At 69.2% G+C, this 25,949-nt stretch carries 25 protein-coding genes; 8 read left to right on the top strand and 17 right to left on the bottom strand.

Annotated elements, in window-relative coordinates:
- Positions 1 to 84 precede the first annotated feature (84 nt).
- From ACLJO0_RS31540 to ACLJO0_RS31525, 4 genes are all read left to right on the top strand, one after another.
- The gene (locus ACLJO0_RS31540) at positions 85 to 993 is read left to right on the top strand and encodes a TIGR03620 family F420-dependent LLM class oxidoreductase (RefSeq protein WP_410582462.1); all 909 of its coding nucleotides are present in this window, start codon (positions 85 to 87) and stop codon (positions 991 to 993) included.
- On the top strand, positions 990 to 1,826 hold the full coding sequence (locus ACLJO0_RS31535; protein ID WP_410582460.1) for a TIGR03620 family F420-dependent LLM class oxidoreductase: 837 nt from the start codon (positions 990 to 992) through the stop codon (positions 1,824 to 1,826). Before ACLJO0_RS31540 ends, ACLJO0_RS31535 begins: the two co-directional genes overlap by 4 nt.
- On the top strand, positions 1,810 to 2,766 hold the full coding sequence (locus ACLJO0_RS31530; protein WP_410582459.1) for an ankyrin repeat domain-containing protein: 957 nt from the start codon (positions 1,810 to 1,812) through the stop codon (positions 2,764 to 2,766). The genes ACLJO0_RS31535 and ACLJO0_RS31530 overlap by 17 nt, the downstream gene beginning before the upstream one ends.
- A gap of 395 nt (positions 2,767 to 3,161) precedes the next feature.
- Positions 3,162 to 4,103 carry an NADP-dependent oxidoreductase gene (locus tag ACLJO0_RS31525; protein ID WP_410582457.1) on the top strand — a complete coding sequence of 314 codons (942 nt, stop codon included), beginning with the start codon at positions 3,162 to 3,164 and terminating at the stop codon, positions 4,101 to 4,103.
- On the opposite strand, the gene ACLJO0_RS31520 is transcribed toward ACLJO0_RS31525, so the two are convergent.
- The 4 genes from ACLJO0_RS31520 to ACLJO0_RS31505 all read right to left on the bottom strand — a co-directional run bounded on the left by ACLJO0_RS31520 (position 4,100) and on the right by ACLJO0_RS31505 (position 7,872).
- The gene (locus tag ACLJO0_RS31520; protein ID WP_410582456.1) at positions 4,100 to 4,363 is read right to left on the bottom strand and encodes a DUF397 domain-containing protein; all 264 of its coding nucleotides are present in this window, start codon (positions 4,361 to 4,363) and stop codon (positions 4,100 to 4,102) included. The two genes, ACLJO0_RS31525 and ACLJO0_RS31520, sit on opposite strands and share 4 nt — an antisense overlap.
- Positions 4,364 to 4,438: 75 nt before the next feature.
- Positions 4,439 to 5,452: a ketol-acid reductoisomerase gene (ilvC, locus tag ACLJO0_RS31515; protein ID WP_125786780.1), complete on the bottom strand. Its 1,014-nt coding sequence runs from the start codon at positions 5,450 to 5,452 to the stop codon at positions 4,439 to 4,441.
- 42 nt (positions 5,453 to 5,494) lie between these two features.
- Complete coding sequence (gene ilvN / locus ACLJO0_RS31510) at positions 5,495 to 6,001, bottom strand: acetolactate synthase small subunit (RefSeq protein WP_076162709.1); 507 nt, start codon at positions 5,999 to 6,001, stop codon at positions 5,495 to 5,497.
- Positions 5,998 to 7,872 (bottom strand): acetolactate synthase large subunit, encoded by a 1,875-nt coding sequence (locus ACLJO0_RS31505; protein ID WP_410582453.1) that lies wholly within the window; start codon positions 7,870 to 7,872, stop codon positions 5,998 to 6,000. The genes ilvN and ACLJO0_RS31505 overlap by 4 nt, the downstream gene beginning before the upstream one ends.
- A gap of 322 nt (positions 7,873 to 8,194) precedes the next feature.
- Between ACLJO0_RS31505 and ACLJO0_RS31500 the strand changes: the two genes are divergently transcribed.
- Both ACLJO0_RS31500 and ilvD read left to right on the top strand, forming a co-directional pair.
- Positions 8,195 to 8,653, top strand: coding sequence for a PH domain-containing protein (locus ACLJO0_RS31500; RefSeq protein WP_410582451.1), 459 nt, complete (start codon positions 8,195 to 8,197; stop codon positions 8,651 to 8,653).
- 63 nt (positions 8,654 to 8,716) lie between these two features.
- Entirely contained in the window at positions 8,717 to 10,561 is a 1,845-nt protein-coding gene (gene ilvD, locus ACLJO0_RS31495) for a dihydroxy-acid dehydratase (RefSeq protein WP_410582450.1), read from the top strand.
- Positions 10,562 to 10,687: 126 nt separating this feature from the next.
- On the opposite strand, the gene ACLJO0_RS31490 is transcribed toward ilvD, so the two are convergent.
- The 3 genes from ACLJO0_RS31490 to ACLJO0_RS31480 all read right to left on the bottom strand — a co-directional run bounded on the left by ACLJO0_RS31490 (position 10,688) and on the right by ACLJO0_RS31480 (position 13,081).
- Positions 10,688 to 11,230, bottom strand: a complete 543-nt coding sequence (locus ACLJO0_RS31490) for a DoxX family protein (protein ID WP_125786961.1) — start codon at positions 11,228 to 11,230, stop codon at positions 10,688 to 10,690.
- A gap of 88 nt (positions 11,231 to 11,318) precedes the next feature.
- Positions 11,319 to 12,143: a DUF72 domain-containing protein gene (locus ACLJO0_RS31485; RefSeq protein WP_410582765.1), complete on the bottom strand. Its 825-nt coding sequence runs from the start codon at positions 12,141 to 12,143 to the stop codon at positions 11,319 to 11,321.
- Positions 12,144 to 12,175: 32 nt separating this feature from the next.
- Entirely contained in the window at positions 12,176 to 13,081 is a 906-nt protein-coding gene (locus ACLJO0_RS31480; protein ID WP_410582448.1) for a 2-hydroxyacid dehydrogenase, read from the bottom strand.
- A gap of 63 nt (positions 13,082 to 13,144) precedes the next feature.
- Here ACLJO0_RS31480 and ACLJO0_RS31475 point away from each other — a divergent pair, with 63 nt between their 5' ends.
- Positions 13,145 to 14,368, top strand: coding sequence for a PQQ-dependent sugar dehydrogenase (locus tag ACLJO0_RS31475; RefSeq protein WP_410582447.1), 1,224 nt, complete (start codon positions 13,145 to 13,147; stop codon positions 14,366 to 14,368).
- 6 nt (positions 14,369 to 14,374) lie between these two features.
- On the opposite strand, the gene ACLJO0_RS31470 is transcribed toward ACLJO0_RS31475, so the two are convergent.
- From ACLJO0_RS31470 to gatC, 6 genes are all read right to left on the bottom strand, one after another.
- Positions 14,375 to 15,772, bottom strand: a complete 1,398-nt coding sequence (locus ACLJO0_RS31470) for an alpha/beta hydrolase family protein (protein WP_410582445.1) — start codon at positions 15,770 to 15,772, stop codon at positions 14,375 to 14,377.
- Positions 15,773 to 15,797: 25 nt separating this feature from the next.
- Positions 15,798 to 16,493, bottom strand: a complete 696-nt coding sequence (locus tag ACLJO0_RS31465; RefSeq protein ID WP_410582444.1) for a cupin — start codon at positions 16,491 to 16,493, stop codon at positions 15,798 to 15,800.
- A gap of 72 nt (positions 16,494 to 16,565) precedes the next feature.
- Positions 16,566 to 17,075 (bottom strand): hypothetical protein, encoded by a 510-nt coding sequence (locus ACLJO0_RS31460; RefSeq protein ID WP_410582442.1) that lies wholly within the window; start codon positions 17,073 to 17,075, stop codon positions 16,566 to 16,568.
- On the bottom strand, positions 17,068 to 18,573 hold the full coding sequence (gene gatB, locus ACLJO0_RS31455; protein ID WP_410582440.1) for an Asp-tRNA(Asn)/Glu-tRNA(Gln) amidotransferase subunit GatB: 1,506 nt from the start codon (positions 18,571 to 18,573) through the stop codon (positions 17,068 to 17,070). Before gatB ends, ACLJO0_RS31460 begins: the two co-directional genes overlap by 8 nt.
- Positions 18,570 to 20,087, bottom strand: a complete 1,518-nt coding sequence (gene gatA, locus ACLJO0_RS31450; protein WP_410582438.1) for an Asp-tRNA(Asn)/Glu-tRNA(Gln) amidotransferase subunit GatA — start codon at positions 20,085 to 20,087, stop codon at positions 18,570 to 18,572. The genes gatB and gatA overlap by 4 nt, the downstream gene beginning before the upstream one ends.
- A complete protein-coding gene (gene gatC / locus ACLJO0_RS31445) occupies positions 20,084 to 20,383 on the bottom strand; it encodes an Asp-tRNA(Asn)/Glu-tRNA(Gln) amidotransferase subunit GatC (protein WP_005162012.1) in 300 nt (99 codons plus the stop codon). The genes gatA and gatC overlap by 4 nt, the downstream gene beginning before the upstream one ends.
- Positions 20,384 to 20,627: 244 nt before the next feature.
- Between gatC and ACLJO0_RS31440 the strand changes: the two genes are divergently transcribed.
- Complete coding sequence (locus tag ACLJO0_RS31440; protein WP_410582437.1) at positions 20,628 to 21,281, top strand: amino acid-binding protein; 654 nt, start codon at positions 20,628 to 20,630, stop codon at positions 21,279 to 21,281.
- A gap of 179 nt (positions 21,282 to 21,460) precedes the next feature.
- Here the strand turns inward: ACLJO0_RS31440 and ACLJO0_RS31435 are convergent, their stop codons facing one another.
- Genes ACLJO0_RS31435 through ACLJO0_RS31420 form a run of 4 tightly spaced genes read right to left on the bottom strand, consistent with a single transcriptional unit; the run spans position 21,461 to position 25,846 of the window.
- Complete coding sequence (locus ACLJO0_RS31435) at positions 21,461 to 21,958, bottom strand: GNAT family N-acetyltransferase (protein ID WP_410582435.1); 498 nt, start codon at positions 21,956 to 21,958, stop codon at positions 21,461 to 21,463.
- On the bottom strand, positions 21,951 to 24,083 hold the full coding sequence (gene ligA / locus ACLJO0_RS31430) for an NAD-dependent DNA ligase LigA (RefSeq protein WP_410582434.1): 2,133 nt from the start codon (positions 24,081 to 24,083) through the stop codon (positions 21,951 to 21,953). Before ligA ends, ACLJO0_RS31435 begins: the two co-directional genes overlap by 8 nt.
- A 10-nt stretch (positions 24,084 to 24,093) precedes the next feature.
- Positions 24,094 to 24,786 carry a hypothetical protein gene (locus ACLJO0_RS31425; RefSeq protein ID WP_410582432.1) on the bottom strand — a complete coding sequence of 231 codons (693 nt, stop codon included), beginning with the start codon at positions 24,784 to 24,786 and terminating at the stop codon, positions 24,094 to 24,096.
- A 22-nt stretch (positions 24,787 to 24,808) separates the two neighbouring features.
- Complete coding sequence (locus ACLJO0_RS31420; RefSeq protein ID WP_410582430.1) at positions 24,809 to 25,846, bottom strand: methionine synthase; 1,038 nt, start codon at positions 25,844 to 25,846, stop codon at positions 24,809 to 24,811.
- Positions 25,847 to 25,949: the final 103 nt, after the last annotated feature.

Below are 25,949 nucleotides of genomic sequence, written 5' to 3'. Positions count from 1 at the left end.
CCTAGTCTCGACAAATCGGAGGCAGCCTCCGTATAGTCGGATCGGGTAAGCGGAGGCTGCCTCATGTTAGCGGAGAGACTTGCGATGAACCTGATCGAAGAAACCCGGAACCGGCTGGGAGCGGTGGGTGTCTGGCTGCCGGTCGGCATGTTCGCGCCGACACCCGACGAAGAACGGCTGGCGATACAACGGCTGGAAGAGCTGGGTTACCGCACCGTGTGGGGCGGCGAGGGGCCGGGGAACCGGGAGCTGTTCGCGTACAGCGCCATCACGCTCTCCGCCACCGAACGGGTGGTGGTCGGCACCGGGATCGCCAACATGTGGTCCCGGCCCGCGTACACCGCCCAAAGCGGCGGGCGGACCCTCGCGCAGGCCTTCCCCGGCCGGTTCGTGCTCGGCGTCGGGATCGGGCACAGCCATCAGGCGGCGAAGACCGGCTCGGACTACCGGCCGCTCGAACAGACCCGTGACTACCTAGCGGCGATGGACGCGGCGGAGAAGGAATTCCCTTCACCGGTGCCGTTCCCGCGCGTCCTCGCCGCCGTCGGCCCGAAGATGCTCGAACTCGCACGGGAGCTGACGGACGGCGCGCATCCGTTCGCGCAGCCCTTCGAGCACACGCCGTACTCCCGCGAAATCCTCGGCGAGGACAAACTGCTCATTCCCACCCATTCGGTCCTGCTCGGCGATCGCGAGCAGGCGCGAACGAGTGTGACCAGGGATATCGAAATGATGAAACGATACGACGTCCCGCATTACTTCAAGGGCTGGAAGCGGCTCGGCTACACCGACGCCGACATCGACGGCGTCAGCGACCGGCTCGTCGACGGGCTGACCGCGTGGGGCGACGAAGAGCGGATCGCCGGGCGGATCAAGGAACTCGTCGACGCCGGCGCGGACACCGTGCTCGTCAATCCGGTCGGGGACGATCTCCCGTCCATAGTGGACCAGCTGGAACGGCTCGCCCCGGCATTGGCGGAGGTGACCCGATGAGCGTCGGAGTCTGGACGTTCTCGTTCGACGGCAAGGAAATCGGCGAAGTCCGCGAGGCGGCCGCGGAAGTCGAGGAACTCGGCTTCGACACGTTGTGGTTCGGGGAGTACCTGGGCCGGGAGGCGTTCACGCAGGCGGGACTGCTATTGGCGGCGACGTCCCGGCTGACCGTCGCCAGCGGCATCGCGCGGTTCTCCCACCGGGCACCGGTCGCCGCGGCCGCCGCCGAACGGACCCTCGCCGAGGCCTATCCGGGCCGGTTCATCCTCGGGCTGGGCGGCCACTTGCCGGGCGCGAAACCGCTGGAGGCGATGCGCGGCTATCTCGACGAAATGGACAAGACCGAACTGTCCACACCGGACTCCCCCCGTCGGCGCGTGCTCGCCGCACTGGGGCCGAAGATGCTCGCCTTGGCCGCCGAACGCACCGATGGGGCGCATTCGTACTTCGTCCCCGTCGAGCACACCGCGCTGGCGCGGGCGACCATGGGACCTTCGGCCTTCCTCGCCGTCGAGCAGGCCGTCGTCCTCGGGCCGGACCGGGAGATCGCGCGGCGGCACGTGTCGATGTATCTGGACCTGGCCGCCCACCATCGGGCGAATCTGCGGCGGTTCGGGTTCACCGAGGAGGACTACGGCTCCGACCGGCTGGTGGACGCGCTGGTCGCCGTCGGGGAGGACGAGATCGACGCGCGGGTGCGGGCACATCTGGACGCGGGTGCGGATCACGTCTGTCTGCAGATCCTGACCGGGGACGACCGGATCCCGCTGGCCGAATGGCGGGTTCTGTCGGGGGTCGGGGGTAACGTGCGGGAACGTGACGTCACCGGCTGAACTCGCTTTCGAACGGGCACGGGAACTGATCGACGCGCGGGACCTCGCCGGGCTCGCGCGCCTGATCGGCGACCTGCCCACGCTCGTCCACGCGCACGGGAAGAACGGGAACGACCTGCTCGGCATGGCCGCCGCGACCTGCGACGAGCGGCTGTGCCGGATCCTGCTCGACCACGGCGCCGATCCGGCCTCGGCCAACGTCCACGGCTGGACGGCGTTGCACCAGGCCGGGTACGCCGGGCTGCCGCTGCTGGTCACGATGCTGCTCGACGCGGGCGCCCCGGTCGACGTTCCCGCCCGCGGCGACGGCGGGACGCCGCTGGTGGTCGCTCTGTTCTGGGGCCATCGCGAGGCGGCGGAACTGCTGGCCGCGCGTGACCTCTCCCCCGGCAACCTCCGGGTGGCCGCGGGACTCGGCCGGGCCGACCTGCTCGATTCACTGCTCGCGCCGGACGGCACGCTCTCCCCCGCGGCGGGCGCGCATCGCGAGTTCCACCGGCCGCACAGCGGTTTCCCGGAATGGCTGCCGAGCGACGATCCCGCCGAGGTCGTCAACGAGGCGCTTTCGTGGGCCGCGCGGAACGACCGCTCCGACGCGGTGCGGACCCTGGTGGCGAGGGGCGCGTGGGTGGACGCCGACGTGTACCGCGGCACGGCGCTGACCTGGGCAGCCGCGCAGGGAAAGGCTTCGGTGATCAGGACCTTGGCGGAGCTCGGCGCTTCGGTCGACCATCGGGGGACGTTCGGCGGGCTTTCCCACGGGGAGGGCGTCACGGCGCTGCACCTGGCCGTGCAGGGCGGGCACGTGGACGCGGTCCGGGCTTTGCTCGAGGTGGGGGCGGACCCCTCGGTGGAGGATTCGCTGTACTCGTCGTCGGCTTTGGGGTGGGCTGAGCACTTCGAGCAGGGGGAGATCCTGGCGGTCTTGCGGGGCGCCTGAGCTCGCGCCACGTCGTGCACGCGGGTGTTGTGAGTGTCGCGAAAGCCACTTTCGGGACACCCAGCGTCGCGAAAGTGGCTTTCGCGACACTGGGAAGTCGGCTAGCAGGCGAACCCGCCACCGCCGCTCTTCCCGCCATGGTCATGGCAGTGCCGTCATGGTCATGGCAGTGCCGTCATGGTCATGGCAGTGCCGTCACCGGTTCCGGAGGCGCACGACCGGCCTTACCGACACCACTGCGTGCAATGAAAGGTCCTTTCCTAGCAAATTTTGCAAGGAAAGGACCTTTCATTGCACGACCAGCACCCGCTACACGCCACAGCTGTCCCGATCCTGACGCCCACTGGCCCGCCCAAGCCTCACCGAAAGTACGACGCGCACCGAACAATGGGTCCATGCGAGCGATCAGCCAAAACCGCCTGGGCGGCCCCGAAGTCCTCGAACTCGTCGACGTCGAAAGACCCGTCCCCGGTCCGACCCAGATCCTGGTCCGGGTGCACGCCGCCGGCGTCAACCCGGTCGACTGGAAGACCCGCGAGACCGGCGGCATCGGCCCGATGGGCGATCCGCCGTTCATCCTCGGCTGGGACGTGTCCGGCGTGGTCGAGGAGGTCGGCGCGGGCGCGTCCCTGTTCTCCCCCGGCGACGAGGTCTTCGGCATGCCGTCGTTCCCGTTCCAGGCCGGCGCGTACGCCGAGTACGTCGCCGCGCCGAGCCGCCACTTCGCGCGCAAACCGTCCACTTTGGACCACGTGCACGCGGCCGCGGTCCCGCTCGCGGGGCTGACCGTCTGGCAAAGCCTCGTCGACACGGCGAACATCCAGCCGGGACAACGGGTTCTGATCCACGCGGCGGCGGGCGGCGTCGGGCATCTCGCGGTCCAGATCGCCAAGGCGCGCGGCGCGTACGTGATCGGGACGGCCAGCGCGGCCAAGCACGAGTTCCTCCGCGGCCTCGGCGCGGACGAACTCGTCGACTACCGGACCGCGGATTTCGCCGAGGAGGTCCGTGACGTCGACATCGTCCTCGACACGATCGGCCTGGAGTACGGACCTCGGTCGCTCAAGACACTGCGCCGCGGCGGCAGGCTCATCCAGCTCACCCGCACGAACGACGAGCGAATGCCGGAACTGGCCGAGGCAGCCGGAGTCACCGCCGGGTTCACCCTCGCCGAGCCGGACCGCGCAGGACTCCTCGCACTGGCCGAACTCGTCGAGAGCGGACGCCTCAAGCCGACCATCGACACGGTGTTCCCGCTGGAAGAAGCGGCGAAAGCACACGAACTCGGAGCGGCGGGCCGGACGACGGGGAAGGTCGTGCTCTCCGTCGCGGACTAACCGGGAAGGTCGAATTCGCCGTCCTCGACGCCCTTCACGAAGGCGTCCCATTCCCTCGGGGTGAACACGAGGACATGACCGTCCGGGCTGGAAGACTGCCGCACGGCGGTATAGGTGACGCCGTCGGTATGCGGCACCCGTGTGTACTCGGCGCAGTCTTCGAGGTTCGCGCCCTCCGGTTCCGCCCGGATCCACACCGCGTCGCTCAAGTCCAGCTCTGGCCGGATGTGGGCCTTGTCGTCCACCGGCTGCTCACTCATGGTGTCCACGCTATCGCTTTCCGACACGCAAAACGAAGGGGCCCTTCACGATGAAGGGCCCCTTCGGCGGTGAAACTAGGCGGTCTCGGTGATCGGCCGGTCCACCCACGACATCAGGTCGCGCAGCTTCTTGCCGGTCTCCTCGATCGGGTGCTGGTTGCCCTGCTCCTCGAGCTTGGTGAAGTTCGGCCGTCCGGCCTCGTCCTCGGCGACCCATTCGCGGGCGAAGGTGCCGTCCTGGATCTCGCCGAGGATCTTCTTCATCTCTTCCTTGACCGCCGGCGAGATGACGCGCGGGCCGCGGGTCAGGTCGCCGTACTCGGCGGTGTCGGAGATCGAGTAGCGCTGACGCGCGATGCCGCCCTCGTACATGAGGTCGACGATCAGCTTCAGCTCGTGCAGCACCTCGAAGTAGGCGATCTCCGGGGCGTAGCCGGCCTCGGTGAGCACCTCGAAACCGGTCTGCACCAGCGCGGAGGCGCCACCGCAGAGCACGGCCTGCTCGCCGAAGAGGTCGGTCTCGGTCTCCTCGGTGAAGGTCGTCTTGATGACACCGGCGCGGGCGCCACCGATGGCGGCCGCGTAGGAGAGCGCGAGCGCCTGCGCGTTGCCGGAAGCGTCCTGCTCGACCGCGATGAGCGCCGGGACGCCCTTGCCGTCGACGAACTGGCGGCGGACCAGGTGGCCCGGGCCCTTCGGCGCGACCATGGCGACGTCCACATTCGACGGCGGCTTGATCAGGTCGTAGCGGATGTTGAAGCCGTGGCCGAAGAACAGCGCGTCGCCGTCCTTGAGGTGCGGCTCGATGTCCTTCTCGTAGATGGCGCGCTGCTTGGTGTCCGGCGCGAGGATCATGATCAGGTCGGCTTCGGCGCTGGCCTCGGCCGGGGTGAGCACGCGGAGACCCTGCTCCTCGGCCTTGGCCCGCGACTTCGAGCCCTCGGGCAGACCGATGCGGACATCGACGCCGGAGTCGCGCAGGCTCAGCGAGTGCGCGTGACCCTGACTGCCGTAGCCGATCACGGCGACCTTGCGACCCTGGATGATCGAAAGGTCCGCGTCGTCGTCGTAAAAGATTTCCACTGCCATGAGGGGTACTACTTCCTTTCCTGACTTACAGACAAAGATTCGTTATCGGGCGGAGGTGGCGGTAATGGATCGGGCGCCCCTGCCGACCGCGACCATTCCGGACTGGACCAGTTCGCGGATGCCATAGGGCTCCAGCATCCGCAGCAGGGCACCGATCTTGTCCGAGGTCCCGGTGGCTTCGACGGTGAGCGCCTCGGGGGACACATCCACCACTTTCGCGCGGAAAAGCTGGACTGTCTCGAGGACCTGGCTGCGCACGGTGGCGTCGGCCCGGACCTTGACCAGCAGCAGTTCACGCTGCACGGCTGTGGACTTTTCCAATTCCACGATCTTGATGACGTTGACCAGCTTGTTGAGCTGTTTGGTCACCTGTTCGAGCGGTAGCTCTTCGACGGCGACCACGATCGTCATCCGGGACACCTCGGGATTCTCCGTGGGCCCGACGGCGAGGGATTCGATGTTGAAACCACGCCGGGAGAACAGTCCGGAAACCCGTGCGAGGACACCGGGCTTGTTCTCGACCAGAACGCTCAGGGTGTGCACGCTCATCGGGCGTCTCCTTCTGCCGCCGCCGCGATCTCCGCCTCGGCGGCGACTTCGTCGTCGTCGAAGAGCGGGCGGATCCCGCGCACGGCCATGATTTCGTCGTTACCGGTGCCCGCGGCCACCATGGGCCACACCTGGGCATCCTTCCCCACCACGAAATCGATCACGACGGGGCGGTCGTTGATCTCCATGGCGCGCCGGATGGTGGCGTCGACGTCCTCCTTGGTCTCGCAGCGGAGCCCGGCGCAGCCGAGCGCCTCCGCGAGCAGGGTGAAGTCGGGGATGCGGTGCTTGTGCGTACCGAGATCGGTGTTGGAGTACCGCTCGGAGTAGAAGAGGTTCTGCCACTGGCGGACCATGCCCAGGTTGCCGTTGTTGATGACGGCGACCTTGATCGGCGCGCCTTCGATGGCGCAGGTGGCCAGTTCCTGGTTCGTCATCTGGAAACAGCCGTCGCCGTCGATGGCCCAGACCTGCTTGTCCGGCATGCCGAACTTGGCGCCCATCGCGGCGGGGACGGCGAAGCCCATCGTGCCGAGACCGCCGGAGTTGATCCAGGTGCGCGGGTTCTCGTACTTGACGAACTGCGCCGCCCACATCTGGTGCTGGCCGACGCCCGCGGTGTAGACCGCGTCCGGGCCGACCAGCGAACCGATGCGCTCGATGACGTACTGCGGCGAAAGCGTCCCGTCGTCGGGCCACTCGTAACCGGCCGGGTAGTCGTCACGCCAAGCGCTCGCCTGCGTCCACCAGTCCGTCAGATCCGGCTTCGCGGACTTGTCGGTCTCGGCGCGGACGGCCTCGATCAGTTCGGTGATGATCTCCGCGCAGTCGCCGACGATCGGCACGTCCGCCTTGCGGTTCTTGGAGATCTCGGCCGGGTCGATGTCGGCGTGGACGATGGCGGCATCCGGCGCGAACGACGACAGCTGTCCGGTGACGCGGTCGTCGAAGCGGGCGCCGAGGGCGATCAGAAGATCCGCACGCTGCATCGCGGCGACCGCGGCGACCGAACCGTGCATTCCCGGCATGCCGAGGTGCTGCGGGTGCGAGTCGGGGAAGGCGCCGCGGGCCATCAGCGTGGTGACGACCGGGATCCCGGTCAGCTCCGCCAGTTCCATCAGCTGGCGCGAGGCGTCGGCCTTGATCACGCCACCGCCGACGTAGAGGACCGGGCGGCGCGACTTGCTGATCAGCCGGGCGGCCTCGCGGACCTGCTTACCGTGCGGGCGCAGCGTGGGCCGGTAACCCGGCAGCCGCATCTCCGTCGGCCAGGAGAAGGAGGTCATCTCCTGCAGGACGTCCTTCGGGATGTCCACCAGGACCGGGCCGGGGCGGCCGGTCGAGGCGAGGTGGAAGGCCTCCGCGATGGTGCGCGGGATGTCCGCCGGGTCGGTGACCAGGAAGTTGTGCTTGGTGATCGGCATCGTGATGCCGCAGATGTCGGCTTCCTGGAAGGCGTCCGTGCCGATCAGCGCGCGGGACTGCTGACCGGTGATGGCGACCACCGGGACCGAGTCCATGTTCGCGTCGGCCAGCGGGGTGACCAGGTTGGTCGCACCGGGACCCGAGGTGGCCATGCACACACCGACCTTGCCGGTCGCCTGCGCGTATCCGGTGGCGGCGTGGCCGGCGCCCTGTTCGTGGCGGACCAGGACGTGGCGGACCTTCGTCGAATCGAGCAACGGGTCGTACGCCGGGAGAATGGTGCCGCCGGGAATACCGAACACGACTTCCGCGCCCACCGCCTCGAGCGAGCGGACGAGCGACTGCGCGCCCGTGACCCGCACCGGGGTCCCGGCCGGCGGCGCCGGCTTGGGACGTGCTCCAGAGGTTCCGGCATTCGCTTCAGCTCGCGAGGTGGCACTAGTCATCGCTTGTCTGCCTCGTCTTGTCTAGTCACTCGTTCGGGTATTCATTGGCTGGTCGGGCAAGTGAAATTGTTCCAGGCAACAAAAAACCCCCGCCGACCGGAGTGGTCGCACGAGGGTCGCGCGTCGACGCAGCGGAGACTTCCCTAAGCGTCGACGCGCTTGGGAAGTACGAGGCCGGTCTGCGTTGTCACGAGAGTGAAGCTAGCCGGTCGCCGTCAAGAGTGTCAACTCTGCGGGATGGCGATTCCGCATGCTGGACACCATCGGCGGATGGCGCGACCCGCGTTCGGGGCTCCGAAGGCGGCGGTGCACCATCTTTGACGTGGCAGAAGAAAAGCAGCAGGAACAGGCGAACGAGGACCGCAAGGCCGTCTTCAAAATCCCGAACACGGCGTTGCTGGCGATCGCTTTCCTTGTCGTCTGTGTGACGCCTGTCGCGTTCGGCGACGTGCCGTACCTCCAGTGGCTCTATCTCTTCCCGATCGCGCTGGCGGTGTTCGTCATCCGGACCCGCACGACGGCGACGGCGACGGGGCTGGAAGTCCGCACGATGTTCGGGCGGCGGGACCTGCCGTGGGCCTCGCTCAAGGGCCTCGCCATCACCGAGAAGGCGAAGGTGCAGGCGGTGCTGAAGGACGACACCAAGATCGCCCTCCCCGCCGTGCGTACTCGTCATCTTCCGGTGATCTCGCTGGTCAGCGCGGGTCGCGTGGCCGATCCTTCCGGGCTGACCGACGACGTGGCCGAGGCTCCGGAAAAGGCCGAGAATTCCGGGGAGTAGGATTGGTAGGACCAGTTTGGCGCCAGTTCGCCCTGGTCCTCATCCCGAACCTTGGAGTCCGCCGTGCCTCAACTCCGTTCCCGGACCACCACCCACGGCCGCAACGCGGCGGGCGCGCGCTCGCTCTGGCGCGCCACCGGAATGACCGACAGCGACTTCGGCAAGCCGATCGTCGCCATCGCGAACTCCTACACCCAGTTCGTGCCGGGCCACGTGCACCTCAAGGACCTCGGCGAGATCGTGGCGGGCGCGGTGAAGGAGGCGGGCGGTGTCGCCCGCGAGTTCCACACGATCGCCGTGGACGACGGGATCGCCATGGGGCACAGCGGAATGCTGTACTCGCTGCCCTCGCGCGAGATCATCGCCGACTCGGTCGAGTACATGGTGAACGCGCACCAGGCCGACGCGCTGGTCTGCATCTCCAACTGCGACAAGATCACCCCTGGCATGCTGAACGCCGCCATGCGGCTGAACATCCCCGTGGTGTTCGTCTCCGGCGGGCCGATGGAGGCCGGGAAGGCCGTGGTCGTCGGCGGGGTCGCGCAGGCGCCGACCGACCTGATCACCGCGATCGCCGCGTCGGCCAGCAGCGAGGTCGACGAGGACGGGCTGTCCATTGTGGAGCGTTCGGCCTGCCCGACCTGCGGTTCGTGCTCGGGCATGTTCACCGCGAACTCGATGAACTGCCTCACCGAGGCCCTCGGGCTCTCCTTGCCGGGCAACGGTTCCACCCTCGCCACACACGCCGCCCGAAAGGCGCTCTTCGAAGACGCTGGGCGCACCGTCGTCGAACTGTGCAAGCGCTGGTACGAACAGGACGACGAGTCCGCGCTCCCGCGTTCGATCGCGTCGAAGAAGGCGTTCGAGAACGCGATGGCCCTCGACATGGCGATGGGCGGTTCGACCAACACGGTGCTGCACATCCTCGCCGCCGCGCAGGAGGGCGAGGTCGACTTCACCATCGACGACATCGACGCCATCGGCCGCCGCGTGCCGTGCCTGTCGAAGGTCGCGCCGAACTCGGACTACCACATGGAGGACGTCCACCGCGCGGGCGGAATCCCGGCCATCCTCGGCGAGCTGTACCGCGGTGGCCTGTTGAACACCGACGTCCACTCCGTGCACTCGCCGGATCTGGAGTCCTGGCTGTCCACTTGGGACATCCGCGCGAAGGAACCGTCGGAGCGCGCGATCGAACTGTTCCACGCCGCGCCGGGCGGGGTCCGCACCACGGAGGCGTTCTCCACCGAGAACCGCTGGTCCTCTTTGGACACCGACGCCGCGGGCGGCTGCATCCACGACGTCGAACACGCCTTCACCAAGGACGGCGGGCTCGCGATCCTGCGCGGCAACCTCGCCGAAAACGGCGCCGTCATCAAGTCGGCGGGCATCGACGAAGAACTCTGGCACTTCGAGGGCCCGGCCCGCGTGCTGGAAAGCCAGGAGGAGGCGGTTTCGGCCATCCTCAAGAAGGAGATCCAGCCCGGTGAGGTGCTGGTGATCCGCTACGAAGGCCCGGCGGGCGGCCCCGGTATGCAGGAGATGCTGCACCCGACCGCGTTCCTCAAGGGTTCCGGCCTCGGCAAGAAATGTGCGCTGATCACCGACGGCCGGTTCTCCGGCGGCTCGTCCGGTATCTCGGTCGGGCACATCTCGCCGGAGGCGGCCGCGGGCGGCGCGATCGGCCTGGTCCAGAACGGCGACCGGATCCTGCTCGACGTCCACGAACGCCGTCTCGAACTGCTCGTCGACGCGGACGTCCTCGCCGAGCGGCGCGCGAAGATGGAAGCGAGCGAGCGGCCGTGGCAGCCGGTCTCACGGGACCGGAAGGTCACCGCCGCGCTGCGGGCCTACGCGCGGATGGCGACTTCGGCCGACACCGGCGCGGTGCGGGACCCGAGCAAGTAGTCACCTGGTTGCGGGGCGCGTGAAGGCCCCTTCAGCCCGCACCCAGGATGAAAAGCGCGATGAAGGACGCTTTCATAGCAAAATTTGCTATGAAAGCGTCCTTCATTGCACCCCGCGAGCGGGCGGTCAGCGGCAGAGGACGAGCACCACGACCGAAGCGGCCGCCGTCAGCAGGAGTCCGATCAGCCCGAACGAGAGCGGCCGCTTCCGCCACGGGGTGTTGACGTCCAGCGCGATCCGCCCCGAGCCCGCGAGCAGGACGGTCAGCGAAGCCGCGGCCAGCAGGAGTTCGAACTCGAAGCCCTGCCCTTCCTTCTGGAAGAACCCGCCGCCGAACTTCACGTACACGATGTTCGCGCAGACACCCAGCAGTGCGGCGGCGCCGACTGGGGTGAACAGGCCCACCAGGACGAGTGCGCCGCCGACCACCTCGCTGATCCCGGTGATCCACGAAAGCAGCGTGGTCTGGGTGGTGTAGCCGAAGTTGCCGAGCACCCTGGCGAAACCGCCGACCCCGGGCCCGCCGAAGGCGCCGAAGAGGTGCTGCAGCCCGTGCGCGCCCATGGTCACGCCGAGCACCACTCGCAGGACGAGCAGACCGAGGTCGATCCCGCCCCTGGTCTCCGCCGGGTTCGGGCCGCTGTCGGGCTCGGCCACGTCCGAGATCATGCTGGTCTGGTAGTCATCGCTCACGCGCGAAGGGTAGGCGAAACCGGCCCGTCAGGCGACCGAACCGCCGGACCGGTGGCGGAGCGGCTCAGAACAGGGTCGCCGGCTCGATCGGTTCGGGCTCGGGCAGCGGGGCGAGGCCGGGCACCAGGGCGCGCACCTCGTCGTGGAACCGGCGGGCGAGCGCCGGGGCGTCGTCGTTGTCGGGGGTGTGCACGAAGACCGTCGGCGACCGGCCCTCACGCAGCCACTCGGCGACCACCTCGGTCCACGGCCGCCACCCCTCGGCGGTCTCCTCGGTCGAGTCCCGGCCCAGGTAGCGGACGATCGGCCGGTCGGTCAGCGCCCGCGTCCGCCGCGGCAGCCGCGGTTTCTTGCCCCACGCGTCCTGCTCGGCCTCGCTGGCGGGCGGCCGCCGGAAGAAGACCGTGGTGTCGAACGGCACCCACTCGGCGTCCGCGTCGGCGAGTGTCCTTTCCAGCAACGACGTCGAGCGGGCGTCGGTGTGGAAGTCGGGATGCCGCACCTCCACGGCGCGACGGCGGCCGGCGGGGAGCCTGCGCAGGAAGCGGCCGAGGGTGTCGACGTCCGACGGGCCGAACGAGCCGGGTAGCTGCGTCCACAGGACCGCCCGGTCACCGAGCGGTTCGATCGCGTCCAGGAACGCCCGCATCTCGGTCTCGACACCGGCGAGCCGTCGCTCGTGCGTGACGATCTTGGGCAGCTTCACCACGAACCGGAAGCCTGGATCGGTCTGCCGTGCCCACGTCGCGACGGTGTCCCGGGCCGGGGTCGCGTAGAAGGTGGTGTTGCCCTCGACCGCGTTGCACCAGCCGGCGTAGGCCCGCAGCCGCTCCCCCGCGGGCAGCGACCGCGGCACGAACCGCCCGGCCCACGCCTTGTGCGTCCACATCGCGCAGCCGACATGAAGATTCGCCACGGTGCTCAGTATTCGCCGTGGACCAGGTTCTTCGGCAACTCCCCGCCCAGATAGTGGCTCAGTTCCCTGGCCACCACCGCGTACGCGCGCTGCCGCCGCCCGCTCACCGCGCCCGCGACGTGCGGGGTGAGCAGCAGTCCCGGCACGTCCCACAGCGGATGCCCGGCGGGCAGCGGCTCGGGGTCGGTGACGTCGAGGGCGGCACGCAACCGTCCGGACGCGAGTTCCGCGACGAGCGCGCCGGTGTCCACGACCGGCCCCCTCGACACGTTGACGAGGATCGCGTCGTCCGGCATCGCGGCCAGGAACTCCGCGTCGACCATGCCCCGCGTGTGCTGGGTGAGCGGCACCATCAGGACCGCGACGTCGTGCTCGGGCAGCAGGCCAGGGAGTTCGTCGACGCCGTGGACGCCCTCACGGGCGCTCGCGCCGACCATCGTGCAGCGCACGTCGAACGTCTCCAGCCGTCGGCGCAGATGCCTGCCGAGGTCGCCCGCGCCGATGATGAGGACCCGTTTGCCCTGCAGGGTGTCGGTGGTCCGCCGTTCCCAATGCCTCCGTCGCAGGCCGTCGGCGAAGCCGTCGAGACCGCGGTAAATCGCCAGCAGGACAGCGACGACCCACTCGGCCGAGCTTCCGCCGTGCGCGCCGCGGCAGGTCGAGAGCAGGACTCCGTCCGGCACCTCGCCGATCCAGTCCTCGGCGCCTGCCAGCAACAACTGCACGAGCTTGACGTTCGGCAGTTCGCGCCAGAGTTCCTCGGTCGGCCGGTCACCGGTCACGAGGACCTCGGCCTCGGCGGCCTCGGCGGGCACCGGCTCGCCGTGGCGGTACACCACCGGACGCACGCCTTCGATCTCCGAAAGCGCGGCCACTCCCTCTTCGTCGGGCACGAGAACGGTCACAGTCATGATCTCCACGGTATCCACTACCGCTTACCCGTGGCTCACGCGCGCCCACCTAGGCTTGGCCCCGTGCGTACCCGGTACCGGCGGAAATGGACCGCGCCGCTGGCCATCCTGGCCTGCGGTGCGCTGATGCTCTCCGGCTGCGCCGAATTCGACAACACCGCCGCCGGGCAGAAGTTCACCCCGGTCAACCCGCCGTCCCCCGAGGTCCCGCCGCAAATCGGGCCCGGCGGTGAAGCGGGCGACGCCGGTCCCGGCCGCGGCAACGGGCCGAACCAGACGCCGACGCCGATCCCGCCACCGCAGGGTTGCAAGGACTTCGACAAGGCCGTCATCGCGACCTGCCTGGACACCGTCGCCGCCGTGGCCGCGATCCCCGGCGACGGCACCGCGCCCAGCGCGCTCGCCGGAGAACGCAAGAGCGGCCGCATCGTGCTCGCCGCCTCGGAGAAGGACCCGGCGGACTGGGCGACCATCCCCGTGGACGGCTCCGGCGACGGCGGCCTCACCTCGCTCGCCCTCTCCCCCGGTTTCGCCGAAGACCAGCTCGTCTTCGCCTACATCACCACGCCGACGGACAACCGGGTCGTCCGGCTGGCGAAGGGTCAGGCGCCGAAACCGGTGCTGACCGGCATCCCCAAGGGCGCCACCGGCAATCGCGGCGCGCTCGGCACCGACGCCAAGGGCGCCCTCCTGATCGCCACCGGCGACGCGGGCAACGCCGGGCTCGCCGCCGATCCCGCGTCGCTCGCCGGGAAGGTGCTGCGCATCGACACGTCGGGCAAACCGGCGGCTGGCAACCCCACGCCGGGTTCGGCGGTCTTCTCGACCGGCGTGCACTCCCCCGGCGGGATCTGCCGTGACCAGACCGGTTCGCGTATGTGGCTGACCGACCGGCTGGCCGACAAGGACGTGCTGTACCGGCTCCGGGGTGGCCAGCCGCTGACCACCCCGGCGTGGAGCTGGACCGACAAACCCGGCGTGGCGGGCTGCGCGGATTTCGTCGGTGCCACCGGCTATCTCACCATCACGACCTCGATCGCGGGCAACCTGCAGAATCTGCCGGTCACCCCGGACGGCGCGGTGACCGGGAAACCCAGCGTCGCCATGGACGGCAAGGTCGGCAAACCGCCGAAGACCTTCGGCAGGCTTTCCGCGATGAGCATGATCAACCCGCAGGTCGCGATCACCGGGACGATCAACAAGGACGGCGGCTCACCGGTTTCGAGTGACGACCGCGTCGTCATCATCACGCCGTCGGCCAGTGCCGGCGGGGGCGGCAAGGACTGAGCGGCCTTACCTCGACGGCCTCGGCTGGGCAGGTGGCGTGAACCGGGTGAACAACGGCGCCATGGCCTTCTCCTTGCCCAGCGGATCGAACAGCTCCGGCACGAGCCGATACGCGGATCCGAGCGCGGTCGCGGCGGCGGTGAGCCGGTGCGGATCGGTCGACGGCCAGTGGCCGGTGTCCACTCGGGACAGCAGGGTGCGCAGCAGGACGATCTCCTCGGCCGCGTTGAACGAGCAGTGACCGCCCCGGCTGACGTAGGTCTGCCGCAGCAGAGCGGGATCACCGTTGCGCCGGACCTGGTCGCCGTACCACCGGGCCTGCCCCGCGACGGCGCCGCCGTCTCCGGTGGTGTGCGCGGTCAGCACGGGTGACGGCGTGGTCCCGCGCGCCACCGTGTAGCGGTGCATGTAGGCCTGAGCCTTCGGATCCGCCGAGATCCGCGGGGCCGCGGCGAGCCGGTCCAGATCGGCTTGCAGATCCACGCCTCCCGCCCGGTACGCATGCCGCACCAGGTCGAGCCCGGCCGAGCGGGCGAGCTGACTCCGATAGTCGATCCCGGCGTTGAAGGAAGGGTTGCCACCGGCCCGGCGTTCGATTTCGGGGCGGGCGGACGGTCCGTAGCCGGGCAGGTAGGCCCCGGTGACCCACAGCGCCTGCTGTGCGAGGCGGTCGGCGGGCGCCGTCGGCTCCGGTTCGTGCGCGAGGGCCCAGCCCGGGATGGCGCCCAGCGCTCCGGCCAGCGCGATCCGCGCCCGGCCCGCCTCGGTCTTCTGGGCTTCGGCGACGACGGCTTCGAGTGCCGCCTTCGCGGCCTGCGGATCGCGAGGCCGGACCAGGTCGATGTCCGCGTCCGGCGCCAGCAGGGTCTTGAGCGCGAAAAGCATGTCCAGAGCGCTGTTCCACGTGCCGTTGGTGTCGTACTCGCCGCACTGCGTCAGGACGCCGTCGAACCGGCCCGGGTTGTTCTCAGCCAGCTTCAAGGAGATCACGGCGCCCATGGACATCCCGCTGGTGATGGTCCGCCGCGGTTTCCCCACCTCGGCCTGGAACCAGTCCAGCAGCGCGATCTGGTCGGTCAAAGCCTCCTCGATCGCGTGCCCGAAAACGCCCTTGTAGTTCGACGCGGCCAGCGCGTAACCCTGGTCGAGCAGCCAGGACTCGGTCTCGGGTCTGGTGGCCAGCATGATCTGAGCCGGCTTCCACGGGTCCACGTAGAGCCCGTGGCTGTAGAGCACCAGCGTGCCGTTCCAGCGTTTCGGCACTTTGACCAGGAAGTCCGCGCCGTCGATCGTTCCCTCGTGGACGCGCGGGCGTTCTTCGGCGGCCGCCGGCGCGGCGGTGAACAGCGCGCCGAAGAGGAGCGCGACGAGCACGGTGACGAGTGTCCTGCGTGAGTGGGTCATACCGGAAAAATAGGTGACCATATGGTCACATGTCAAGCGTGTACTCCGTCCGGTGCCCGCACATGCCATAACCGTCCTCTTTGGACGGAGCGACCACCCGGACGCCGGACCGTTCCAGGTGACTCACGTCCCCGTTCGCGAGCGCTTCCAGGTGTTCCCCGGTCAACTCGGCGGCGGCCAGCGCACCGGCACGCCAGCGAGGGACCCAGGCGTCGACCTTCGGCGCGACCAACGCGGCGGCCGCACGGTGGAAATCTCTCAGCGGGCTGGGGTCTCCCGACACGAGGGCGTCGCGGATCGGCAGATATCCCTCGACCGCGAGATCGCGGCGACGACGGGCGCCGTCGTCGTCCGCGGGCATCGCGGCGGCCTCCGCGTAGGCGTCCGGGTCGGCGAGGATCGGCGGCGGGAAGGTGAAGACCGCGTCCCCCGCTTCGGGCAGCCCGCTGTTCTGCATGAGCACGGTGATCCGCAGGTCTTCGCGCTGCACCATCCGATGGACCGTGCCGGGCGCGAACCACGCGACGACACCGGGTTCGAGTTCGGTCTCCCGGTAGCCACCGACGTCGAGCGTCTGCACCGCGCCACGTCCGCCGGTGACGACGTAGGCCTCGGTGCAGGCCAGGTGCAGATGCGGGCTGCCGCCGCACACCCCGTCCGCCGCTTCCCATTCGTAGGCGCACAGATGGGAGAGGCCGATGCCTCCAGGAAGGGGGAACACGATGATCTCCTCGAAAGAAAGCGCTTTCTCATACAACCCCTTTCCGCAAGTAGGTGACTGATTGCGGAAGGGTCAGGGGCGGCGGACGCGGGTTTCCGCACGCAGGCGCCGGACGTCGACGAACGCGACGACCGCGGAGACGACGGCGGCGAGCAGGCCGAGGTAGCGGCCGAGGCCGGATCCGATCTCGATGCCGGCGGCGGAAAGGATCCCGCGCTGGTCGGCGTCGAACTGCCAGTCGAGGCTGAGCCAGCCGAGCAGCATCAGCAGCAGCGCGCCGATGGCCGCCATCAGCCACAGATGCGGCAGGCCCGCGCGGCGGACGGCGTCGACGCGGCCGAAGAGCACGACGGCGAGGCCGGGCAGGAAAAGCAGGAACACCGGCGCCCAGGCGAGGAAACCCGAACGCCACGCGTCACGCGTGACGTCGTCGGCGGGCAACGTCTTCAGGACGTCTTCGATCTCCGGGCGTGACGCGGTCAACGTCATCCACGGCAGGAACAAAGCCACCAGCGCGAGCAGCCCGGCCGCGAGGCCGAGCCACTCACGCCAGGTGACCTTCTTCAAAGCGAGATCAGGCACCGACTCGCTCGACGATCAGTTCGCGCACGCGTTTGGCGTCGGCCTGGCCCTTGGTGGCCTTCATGACCGCGCCGACGATCGCCCCGGCCGCGGCCACCTTGCCACCGCGGATCTTCTCGGCGACGTCGGGCTGCGCGGCCAGCGCCTCGTCGACCGCCGCGATGAGCGCGGAGTCGTCGGAGACGACCTTCAGGCCGCGCTTCTCGACGACCTCGGACGGCGAACCCTCGCCAGCGAGGACGCCGTGGGTGACCTCCTTGGCCAGCTTGTTGGTCAGCTCACCGGAGTTGACCAGCGCGATGACCTCGGCCAGCTGCGCCGGGGTGATCGCCAGCTCCGCCAGTTCGATCTCGCGGGAGTTGGCCTCCTGCGCCAGCGTGTTGACCCACCAGCTGCGGGCCTCGTCCGGGGTCGCGCCCGCCTCGACGGTGGCGGCGACCAGATCGACCGCACCGACGTTGAGCAGGTCGCGCAGCGCCTCGTCGGTCAGGTTCCACTCGCGCTGGATGCGCTTGCGGCGCTCCGACGGCATCTCCGGGAGCGTCTTGCGCAGCTCCTCGACCCATTCGCGCGACGGCGCGATCGGCACCAGGTCGGGCTCCGGGAAGTACCGGTAGTCCTCGGCGGTCTCCTTGGTGCGGCCCGGCGACGTGGTGCCGTCGGCCTCCTGGAAGTGCCGCGTCTCCTGCTTGATCGTGCCGCCCTCGGCGAGGATCGCCGCCTGGCGGGTCATCTCGTACCGCACGGCGCGCTCGACGCTGCGCAGCGAGTTGACGTTCTTGGTCTCGGTGCGCGTGCCGAATTCGGTCGCGTCCTTGGCCATCAGCGAAACGTTCGCGTCACAGCGCAGGGAACCCTGGTCCATGCGGACGTCGGAGACGTCCAGCGCGCTCAGCAGATCCCGCAGGGCGCTCACGTACGCGCGGGCGACCTCGGGGGCACGCTCGCCGGTGTGCTCGATCGTCTTGGTGACGATCTCGATCAGCGGGACGCCCGCGCGGTTGTAGTCGAGCAGCGAGTGCTCGGCGCCGTGGATCCGGCCGGTCGCGCCGCCGACGTGCAGCGACTTGCCGGTGTCCTCCTCCATGTGCGCGCGCTCGATCTCGACGCGGACGACCTCGCCGTCGTCCAGCGTCACGTCGAGGTAGCCGTTGAAGGCGATCGGCTCGTCGTACTGCGAGGTCTGGAAGTTCTTCGGCATGTCCGGATAGAAGTAGTTCTTCCGGGCGAACCGGCACCATTCCGCGATCTCGCAGTTGAGCGCGAGACCGATGCGGATCGCGCCCTCGACCGCCTTGCCGTTCACGACCGGCAGCGAACCGGGCATGCCGAGGCAGGTCGGGCACACCTTGGTGTTCGGCTCGCCGCCGAACTCGTTGGCGCAGCCGCAGAACATCTTGGTGTTCGTGTTCAGCTCGACGTGCACCTCGAGGCCCAGCACCGGGTCGAACCGCTCGATGACGTCGGCGTAGTCCATGAGTTCCACCACGGCGGTCACTTCTTTCCTCCCAGCTCCGGAACCTCGTGCACCAGCGAGCCACCGTTGGCGGCGTCGCGTGCGACCTCGTAGGCGGCGCCGACGCGGTACAGCCGGTCGTCGGCCATCGCGGGGGCCATGATCTGCAGGCCGACCGGCAGGCCGTCCTCATGCGACAGTCCACTCGGGACGCTCATCGCGGCGTTGCCCGCGAGGTTCGACGGGATCGAGCAGATGTCCGAGAGGTACATCGCCATCGGGTCGTCGACCCGCTCGCCGATCTTGAACGCGGTGGTCGGCGTGGTCGGCGAGACCAGCACGTCCACCTTCTCGAAGGCCGCGTCGAAGTCGCGCGTGATGAGCGTGCGGACCTTCTGCGCCGAGCCGTAGTAGGCGTCGTAGTAGCCGGAGGAGAGCGCGTACGTGCCGAGCATGATGCGGCGCTTGACCTCGGGGCCGAAGCCCTTCTCGCGGGTGAGTGACATGACCTCTTCGGCGCTGTGCGCGCCGTCGTCGGACACGCGCAGGCCGTAGCGCATGGCGTCGAACCGGGCAAGGTTCGACGAGCACTCGCTCGGCGCGATCAGGTAGTACGCGGGCAGCGCGTAGGTGAAGTACGGGCACGAGACCTCGACGACCTCGGCACCGAGCGCGCGAAGCTGCTCGACGGCGGCCTCGAAGGACCGCAGCACACCGGCCTGATAGCCGTCGCCGGCGAACTCCTTCACCACGCCGACGCGCACGCCCTTGAGGTCACCGGTCATGCCCTGGCGGGCCGCGGCGACCACCGGCGGGACCGGCGCGTCGATCGAGGTCGAGTCCATCGGGTCGTACCCGGCGATGACCTCGTGCAGCAGGGCGGCGTCGAGCACCGTCCGCGCGCAGGGACCGGCCTGGTCGAGCGACGACGAGAAGGCGACGAGACCGTAGCGGGAGACACCGCCGTACGTCGGCTTCACGCCGACGGTGCCGGTGACCGCGCCGGGCTGGCGGATCGAACCGCCGGTGTCGGTGCCGATCGCGATCGCGGCCTCGAACGCCGCGATGGACGCCGAGGAGCCACCGCCGGAACCGCCGGGGATACGGGCGTGGTCCCACGGGTTGTGCGTCGGGCCGAACGCGGAGTTCTCCGTGGAAGAGCCCATCGCGAACTCGTCCATGTTGGTCTTGCCGAGAACCACGACACCGGCTTCGCGCAGCTTGCGCGTCACGGTGGCGTCGTACGGCGGGATCCAGTTCTCCAGGGTCTTCGAACCGACCGTGGTCGGGATGCCCTTGGTGGTCAGCACGTCCTTGAGCGCCAGCGGCACGCCGGCGAGCGGCGACTTCGGCGCCTTGCCCTCGGCGACGTCGGCGTCCACCGCGCGGGCCGCTTCGAGCGCGCCCTCGGTGTCCACGTGCAGGAACGCGTGGATGTGGTCGTCGACCTCGGCGATCCGGTCCAGGTGGGCCTTGGCGACCTCGACGGCCGACACCTCACGGGACTGGATCTTCTCCGCCAGCTCGGCGGCGGTCAGCTTGATGAGTTCGGTCACTGTTCTTCTCCCAGAATCCGCGGCACCCGGAACCGACCCTCTTCGCTGGCGGGCGCACCGGCCAGCGCCTGCTGCTGGGTCAGCCCCGGTCGGACCGTGTCCTCACGGAACACGTTGGTCAGCGGCACGGCGTGCGAAGTGGGCGGGACATCCTCGCCTGCGACCTCGCTCACCTTGGCCACCGAGTCCAGGATCTGGTCGAGCTGGCCTGCGAAGACGTCCAGCTCCTCTTCGGTGACGGCAAGCCTGGCCAGCTTGGCGAGGTGTGCGACCTCGTCGCGGGAAATGTTGGGCACGCGGGTGACTCCCGGGGTGTGCTGTGCGGGTTCTGTCGGAAGCTGCAAGTCTATGGTGGCGGCGTCGGCTTACTCGACTGGGTTATGCCGCGGCCTGCGCTCCCATGTCGGGTAAGGAGTGCTTGGTTCGTTATCCCGCGCCCCGGACGTCGGTCCCCATTACCTCGTCCGGTCTGTCACAATCGGCGCCCGGCGTAGCGCGTTCCACGGCGAGGCTGGGACGCCTGAGGCGAGAGGGGCGCGTGTGTCGTTCCTGATCCGGGTCCAATTACCGGACACCCCGGGGACCCTCGGCGCGGTCGCCACCGCGCTCGGCACCGTCGGCGCCGACATCCTGAGCGTGGACGTGGTCGAACGAGGCGGCGGTGTCGCCATCGACGACCTCGTCGTCGAAATTCCCTCCGGCAGGCTGCCGGACGCGCTCATCACCGCCGCCGAAAGCGTCGACGGTGTCGAGGTCGACGCCGTCCGCCCGTACGCCGGGGTGCTGGATACGCACCGCGAACTCGAACTGGTCGAGGAGATCGCCGCGAAGCCCGCTGCGGGGCTGGAGATCCTCGCCGAAGGTGTGCCGCGGATCATCCGCGCGGGCTGGGCCGTCGTCGTCGAGCACGCGGAGTCCGGCGCGGTGCGCCTGGCGTCGTCCAACGCCGCGCCCGAGACGCCGATCACCGACCTGCCGTGGCTGCCGCTGGAACGCGCCACCATCCTCGACGCCGAGGAGGCGTGGGTGCCGGAGACGTGGAAGGAACTGGGGACCGAACTCGCGGCCACGCCGCTGGGGAAGCCCGGCAAGGCGCTGCTGGTCGCGCGGCCGGGCGGGCCGAACTTCCGGGCCGCCGAGGTGGCGCGGTTGGCGCACTTCGCGGGCATCGTCGCGGTCGTGCTGGACAGCTGAGCACTCGCTGCCCTCGCCTCAACGGGTGTCATGAAAGGGGCGTTCAGGACATTTTTGTCCTGAACGCCCCTTTCATGACGTCTGGAGAAGGCGTGACCCACCCTTCACACGCGCGCTATGAAAGGTCCTTTCCTTGCAAATTTTGCAAGGAAAGGACCTTTCATAGCACGTGCAGGGGCTTAGGTGAGCTCCAGGCCGTAGGCGATCAGGGTCACCCCGGGATGCGGCTCCCAGTCCCGGTCGGGCAGCCGCACGAAGCCGAGCCGCTCGTAGAGCCGGTGCGCCCGCGTCATCGTGACCAGACTGCACAGCACCACCCTCGCCACGGCCAGTTCCCGCGCCCGCGCGAGGACCGCCCTGGTCAGGGCCTCGCCGATGCCGCGCCCGGTCGCCGAGGGCAGCACCCCGAGCATCCGGAACTCCAGTTCGCCCTCGCGGGACAGTTCGGCGAACGGCGTGCCCGGCCGGGCGATGGTGACCGTGCCGACCGGCGTGCCGTCTCCGTCCACCGCGACCAGGAGTTCCGCAAGCTCCGCCCGGCGGGCGGCGTCGAGGAGTTCGGTGGCGTAGCCCACGCCGTCGACGAGGCTCCGTTCCGCGGAGTACGCGGCCAGGGTGAGCTCCCCGACCGCCTTCAGCTCCTCGGGGCGGGCGAGCCGGATCTCCAGGTCACTCACCGTTTTCCTCCTCTGTCGGCAGCGCGAGTCCGGCGGCGGCCTCGGGGCCGCTTTCGAGCAGCACGCGGAAGCCGTTCTCGTCGAGCACCGGCACCTTCAGCTGGACGGCCTTGTCGTACTTCGTGCCCGGCGCGTCGCCGACGACCACGAACGCCGTCTTCTTCGACACCGAACCGGCCGCCTTCCCGCCGCGGGCCATGATGTATTCCTTGGCCTCGTCGCGGGAGTAGTCGTTCAGCGAACCGGTGACGACGATCGACAGGCCTTCGAGGTTGCGCGGGATGGACTCGTCGCGTTCCTCCTCCATCCGCACGCCGGCCGCGCGCCACTTCTCGACGATCTCGCGGTGCCAATCGACCTCGAACCACTCTTTCGCCGCGCGCGCGATGGTCGGGCCGACGCCGTCGACGCTGGAGAGCTCCTCCTCCGAGGCGTCCTCGATCCGTTCGAGCGAGCCGAATTCCCGCGCGAGCGCCTGCGCCGCCGTCGGGCCGACGTGCCGGATCGACAGGCCGACGATGACCTTCCACAGTGGACGGTCCTTCACCGTTTCCAGGTTGTCCAGCAGCTTGCGCCCGTTGGCCGACAGCTCCCCCGCCTTGGTGCGGAACAACTCCACCTGGAGCAGCTTTTCCTCGTCCAGATCGAAGATGTCGCCCTCGTCGTGCACGACACCGGCGTCCAGGATCGCGACCGCGGCCTCGTAGCCGAGCACCTCGATGTCGAACGCGCCCCGGCCGCCGAGATGGAACAACCGTTCCCGCAGCTGCGCCGGGCACGACCGCGAATTCGGGCAACGGATGTCGATGTCGCCCTCCTTCTGGTACGCCAGTTCGGTGTCGCAGTTGGGGCAGCGCAACGGCATGACGAACTCGCGCTCTTCGCCCGTGCGCGCGTCGGCGACCGGGCCGAGCACCTCGGGGATGACGTCGCCCGCCTTGCGGATGACGACCTTGTCCCCGATCAGCACGCCCTTGCGTTTGACCTCTTCCTGGTTGTGCAGCGTCGCCATCGCCACCGTGGACCCGGCCACCTTCACCGGCTCCATCACCGCGAACGGGGTGACCCGCCCGGTGCGGCCGACGTTGACCTGGATGTCCAGCAGGGTGGTGATCGCCTCTTCCGGCGGGTACTTGTAGGCGATCGCCCAGCGCGGCGCCCGCGAGGTCGTCCCGAGACGGCGTTGCAGCGCGACCTCGTCGACCTTGATGACGACGCCGTCGATCTCGTGCTCGGCGTCGTGCCGGTGCTCGCCCCAGTATTCGATGTGCGCCAGCAGTTCCTTGCCAGAACCGAGCACCTTGCTGTGCGGTGAGACCGGCAGGCCCCACGCGGCCAGCGCGTCGTACGCCTCGGACTGCCGCTTCGGCTCGAAACCCGCACGTTTGCCGAGACCGTGGCAGATCAGCCGCAGGTTGCGCGACTTCGTGATCTTGGGATCCTTCTGCCGCAACGATCCGGCGGCGGTGTTGCGCGGGTTCGCGTACGGATCCTTGCCCGCCTCGACCATCTTCGCGTTGAGCGCCAGGAAATCCTCGACGCGGAAGTACACCTCGCCGCGGACCTCGACCAGCGCGGGCACCGGGAACTCGTCCGTCCCCGTCAGTCGCTCCGGCACCTGCCCCAGCGTGCGGACGTTGAGCGTGACGTCCTCGCCGGTGCGGCCGTCGCCCCTGGTCAGCGCGCGGGTCAGGCGGCCGTTCTCGTACAGCAGGTTGATCGCGAGCCCGTCGATCTTCAGTTCGGCGAGGTACTTCGTCGCGCCGATCTCCTTCTGGACCCGCTCGACCCAGGCATCGAACTCCTCGGTGTCGAAGACGTTGTCCAAGCTGAGCATGCGCTCGAGGTGGTCGTGCGCGACGAATTCGGTGGAGAACGTGCCGCCGACGTTCTGCGTCGGCGACTCCGGCGTCACCAGCCCCGGATGCTCGTCCTCGATGGCCTGGAGTTCGTTGAGCAGCTCGTCGAACTGGCCGTCGGACACGATCGGTGAATCCAGCACGTAGTACCGGAACTGGTGACCGCGGATCTCCTCCGCCAGTTCGGCATGCCTTTCACGGACGTCGGCCTGCACGTCCGTGACGTCCTGCGCTGGCTCGAGGTTTTCGGGAAGTTCGCTGCTCACGGGGGTGACTCTAGTCGGGGGTACCGACATTTCCGGACAGCCTGCCGACCACCTCGCGTAGTTCCAGCAGGGTCAGCTGCCCGTCCTGGGCCTCGGTCACCAGCTCGACCTTGCGCAGCCGTTCGGCCGCGACCCGCTCACCCAGCGTGGCGTCCAGCGGGAGGAAGGTCATGGTCGTCCGGGTCTCCGGCGCGAGCTCGTCGATCAGCGGATGGAACACGGTCACGTCCACCCGTCCGGCTGATTCGTCCACCTTCGCGGTCACCCGCACGTCGGCGAGCGCGATGCGGGTCTCGCCGAGGTTGACGGTGACCTCATTCGGATCGGGGACCGGCGGCACGGAGTCGTGGTACTCCCAGATGGCGTCCTCCGGCGGCGCCGCTGCCTTCCACGCGTCGGTGTACGGGCGCAGTTCCGGATCCTCCTGGCCGGTCAGCACCAGCGAGTAGATCGCCCGGTGCCCCCGGTCGAGGGAGAAGTGCAGCCGGGGGTGCAGCGCCTCGACGATGGTGCAGAGGTCGTGTTCCACCCGGTGCGGTTCACGGTCGCCGAGGGCGGCGCTGACCTCGGGCAGGAGCGCGAACCACGCCTCCCAGAAGGCCGTCGCCGCGGCGGCCGCGTCCTCGGGGACCGGCTGCTCCGGCCAGGCGGTGCGGGGGTCGGGAACGTCCTCGGACTTACGAGGTCGGCGGAACAAACGCATGGAAGGCACGCTACCGCGCCGCTCACCAGCCTTCAGGCGGTTCGGTGAAAGCCTTGCCGGCCTCCCGGCTGAGTGTGAGCGCACGGCGCATCCAGTCGGGGGTGGCCCCTGCGAGACCGCACGCCGGGGTCGGCACGACCCGTTCGGCGAGGATCTCGCGGCGGAAACCCAGCCGGTCGACGAGTTTGAACACGGGCGTGACCAGGTCACGCAGCTCCACCGGCACGCCGGGATCGGTCGTGGGGACGAGTCCGAGCATCAACGTCGTCCCGGAGTCCAGCGTTTCGCCGATCTCGTCGAGCTGCGCGGGCGAAGCACCTTTCAGCAGGGTGAAGTCGAAGGCGATCGCCTGCGCCCCCGCCGCGCGCAGCAACGAGATCGGCGGCTTCGGCGCGCAGCAGTGCACCGCGATCGGCTGTCCGGTGATGCGCTCCGCACCGGAGATCACCGTCGAAAGCAGGTCGCGTGCCTCCGGCGCGGGAACGGCGGGAACGGTGCCGTATCCGGACGCCGTCGGGAGATCGCCGGCGAGGACGTCGGGCAGCGACGGTTCGTCGAACTGGATCACCACCGGCGCGCCGATACGCGACTTCAGTTCCGCGACGTGCTCGACCAGTCCGTCGAGCAGCGACGCGGCGAAATCGCGCAGCGCGCCCTTGTCGGTGAGGATCCGGTGCCCGCGCGGGAGTTCGACGTTCGCGGCGAGTGTCCACGGCCCGGCGACCTGGATCTTGAAGGCGGGCGGCGCGGCACCTGCCTTCTCCCTCGCCTCCTGGACGGCGTCGAGGTCCCAGTTCATCAGGTCGACGGCCCGGCGGTGGTCGTGCCCAGGACGGGCGGCGACCCGGTACCCACTCGGCACCACCTCGACGGCCAGGTCGACCAGCAGCGCCGCCGTCCGGCCGATCATGTCGGCCCCGACACCGCGGGCGGGAAGTTCGGGCATACAGGGGAATTCGGGCAGTTCGCCGAACACGATCGAAGCGGCCTCGACCGGGTCGGTACCGGGCAGGGAACCGATCGCGGTGGCCGCGCCGAGAGGCCAAGGTCGTTCGTTCACACCCGGATTCTCCCCTTGGTCCGACCTGAGAGCACGGCGGGGCGGGGGCGGACACGGACATTCGACGCAATTGCCGTCGGCGAGCCCGTGACGGCGCCGAGCG

Origin of the sequence: Amycolatopsis sp. lyj-108 (assembly GCF_046549005.1) — a bacterium.
GTDB lineage: Bacteria > Actinomycetota > Actinomycetes > Mycobacteriales > Pseudonocardiaceae > Amycolatopsis.
This window is presented reverse-complemented; position numbering and strand designations above follow the sequence as displayed.

Bases quoted from the DNA above. Each gene is read 5' to 3' on its own strand.
- ACLJO0_RS31540 (WP_410582462.1), top strand. From the start codon at position 85: ATGAACCTGATCGAAGAAACCCGGAACCGGCTGGGAGCGGTGGGTGTC.
- ACLJO0_RS31485 (WP_410582765.1), bottom strand. From the start codon at position 12,143: ATGTGGACGCACAAGGCGTGGGCCGGGCGGTTCGTGCCGCGGTCGCTG.
- ACLJO0_RS31535 (WP_410582460.1), top strand. From the start codon at position 990: ATGAGCGTCGGAGTCTGGACGTTCTCGTTCGACGGCAAGGAAATCGGC.
- ilvN (WP_076162709.1), bottom strand. From the start codon at position 6,001: ATGAGCGTGCACACCCTGAGCGTTCTGGTCGAGAACAAGCCCGGTGTC.
- ACLJO0_RS31425 (WP_410582432.1), bottom strand. From the start codon at position 24,786: ATGCGTTTGTTCCGCCGACCTCGTAAGTCCGAGGACGTTCCCGACCCC.
- ACLJO0_RS31520 (WP_410582456.1), bottom strand. From the start codon at position 4,363: ATGAGTGAGCAGCCGGTGGACGACAAGGCCCACATCCGGCCAGAGCTG.
- ACLJO0_RS31490 (WP_125786961.1), bottom strand. From the start codon at position 11,230: ATGATCTCGGACGTGGCCGAGCCCGACAGCGGCCCGAACCCGGCGGAG.
- ACLJO0_RS31525 (WP_410582457.1), top strand. From the start codon at position 3,162: ATGCGAGCGATCAGCCAAAACCGCCTGGGCGGCCCCGAAGTCCTCGAA.
- ACLJO0_RS31470 (WP_410582445.1), bottom strand. From the start codon at position 15,772: ATGACCCACTCACGCAGGACACTCGTCACCGTGCTCGTCGCGCTCCTC.
- ACLJO0_RS31480 (WP_410582448.1), bottom strand. From the start codon at position 13,081: ATGACTGTGACCGTTCTCGTGCCCGACGAAGAGGGAGTGGCCGCGCTT.
- ilvC (WP_125786780.1), bottom strand. From the start codon at position 5,452: ATGGCAGTGGAAATCTTTTACGACGACGACGCGGACCTTTCGATCATC.
- ACLJO0_RS31505 (WP_410582453.1), bottom strand. From the start codon at position 7,872: ATGACTAGTGCCACCTCGCGAGCTGAAGCGAATGCCGGAACCTCTGGA.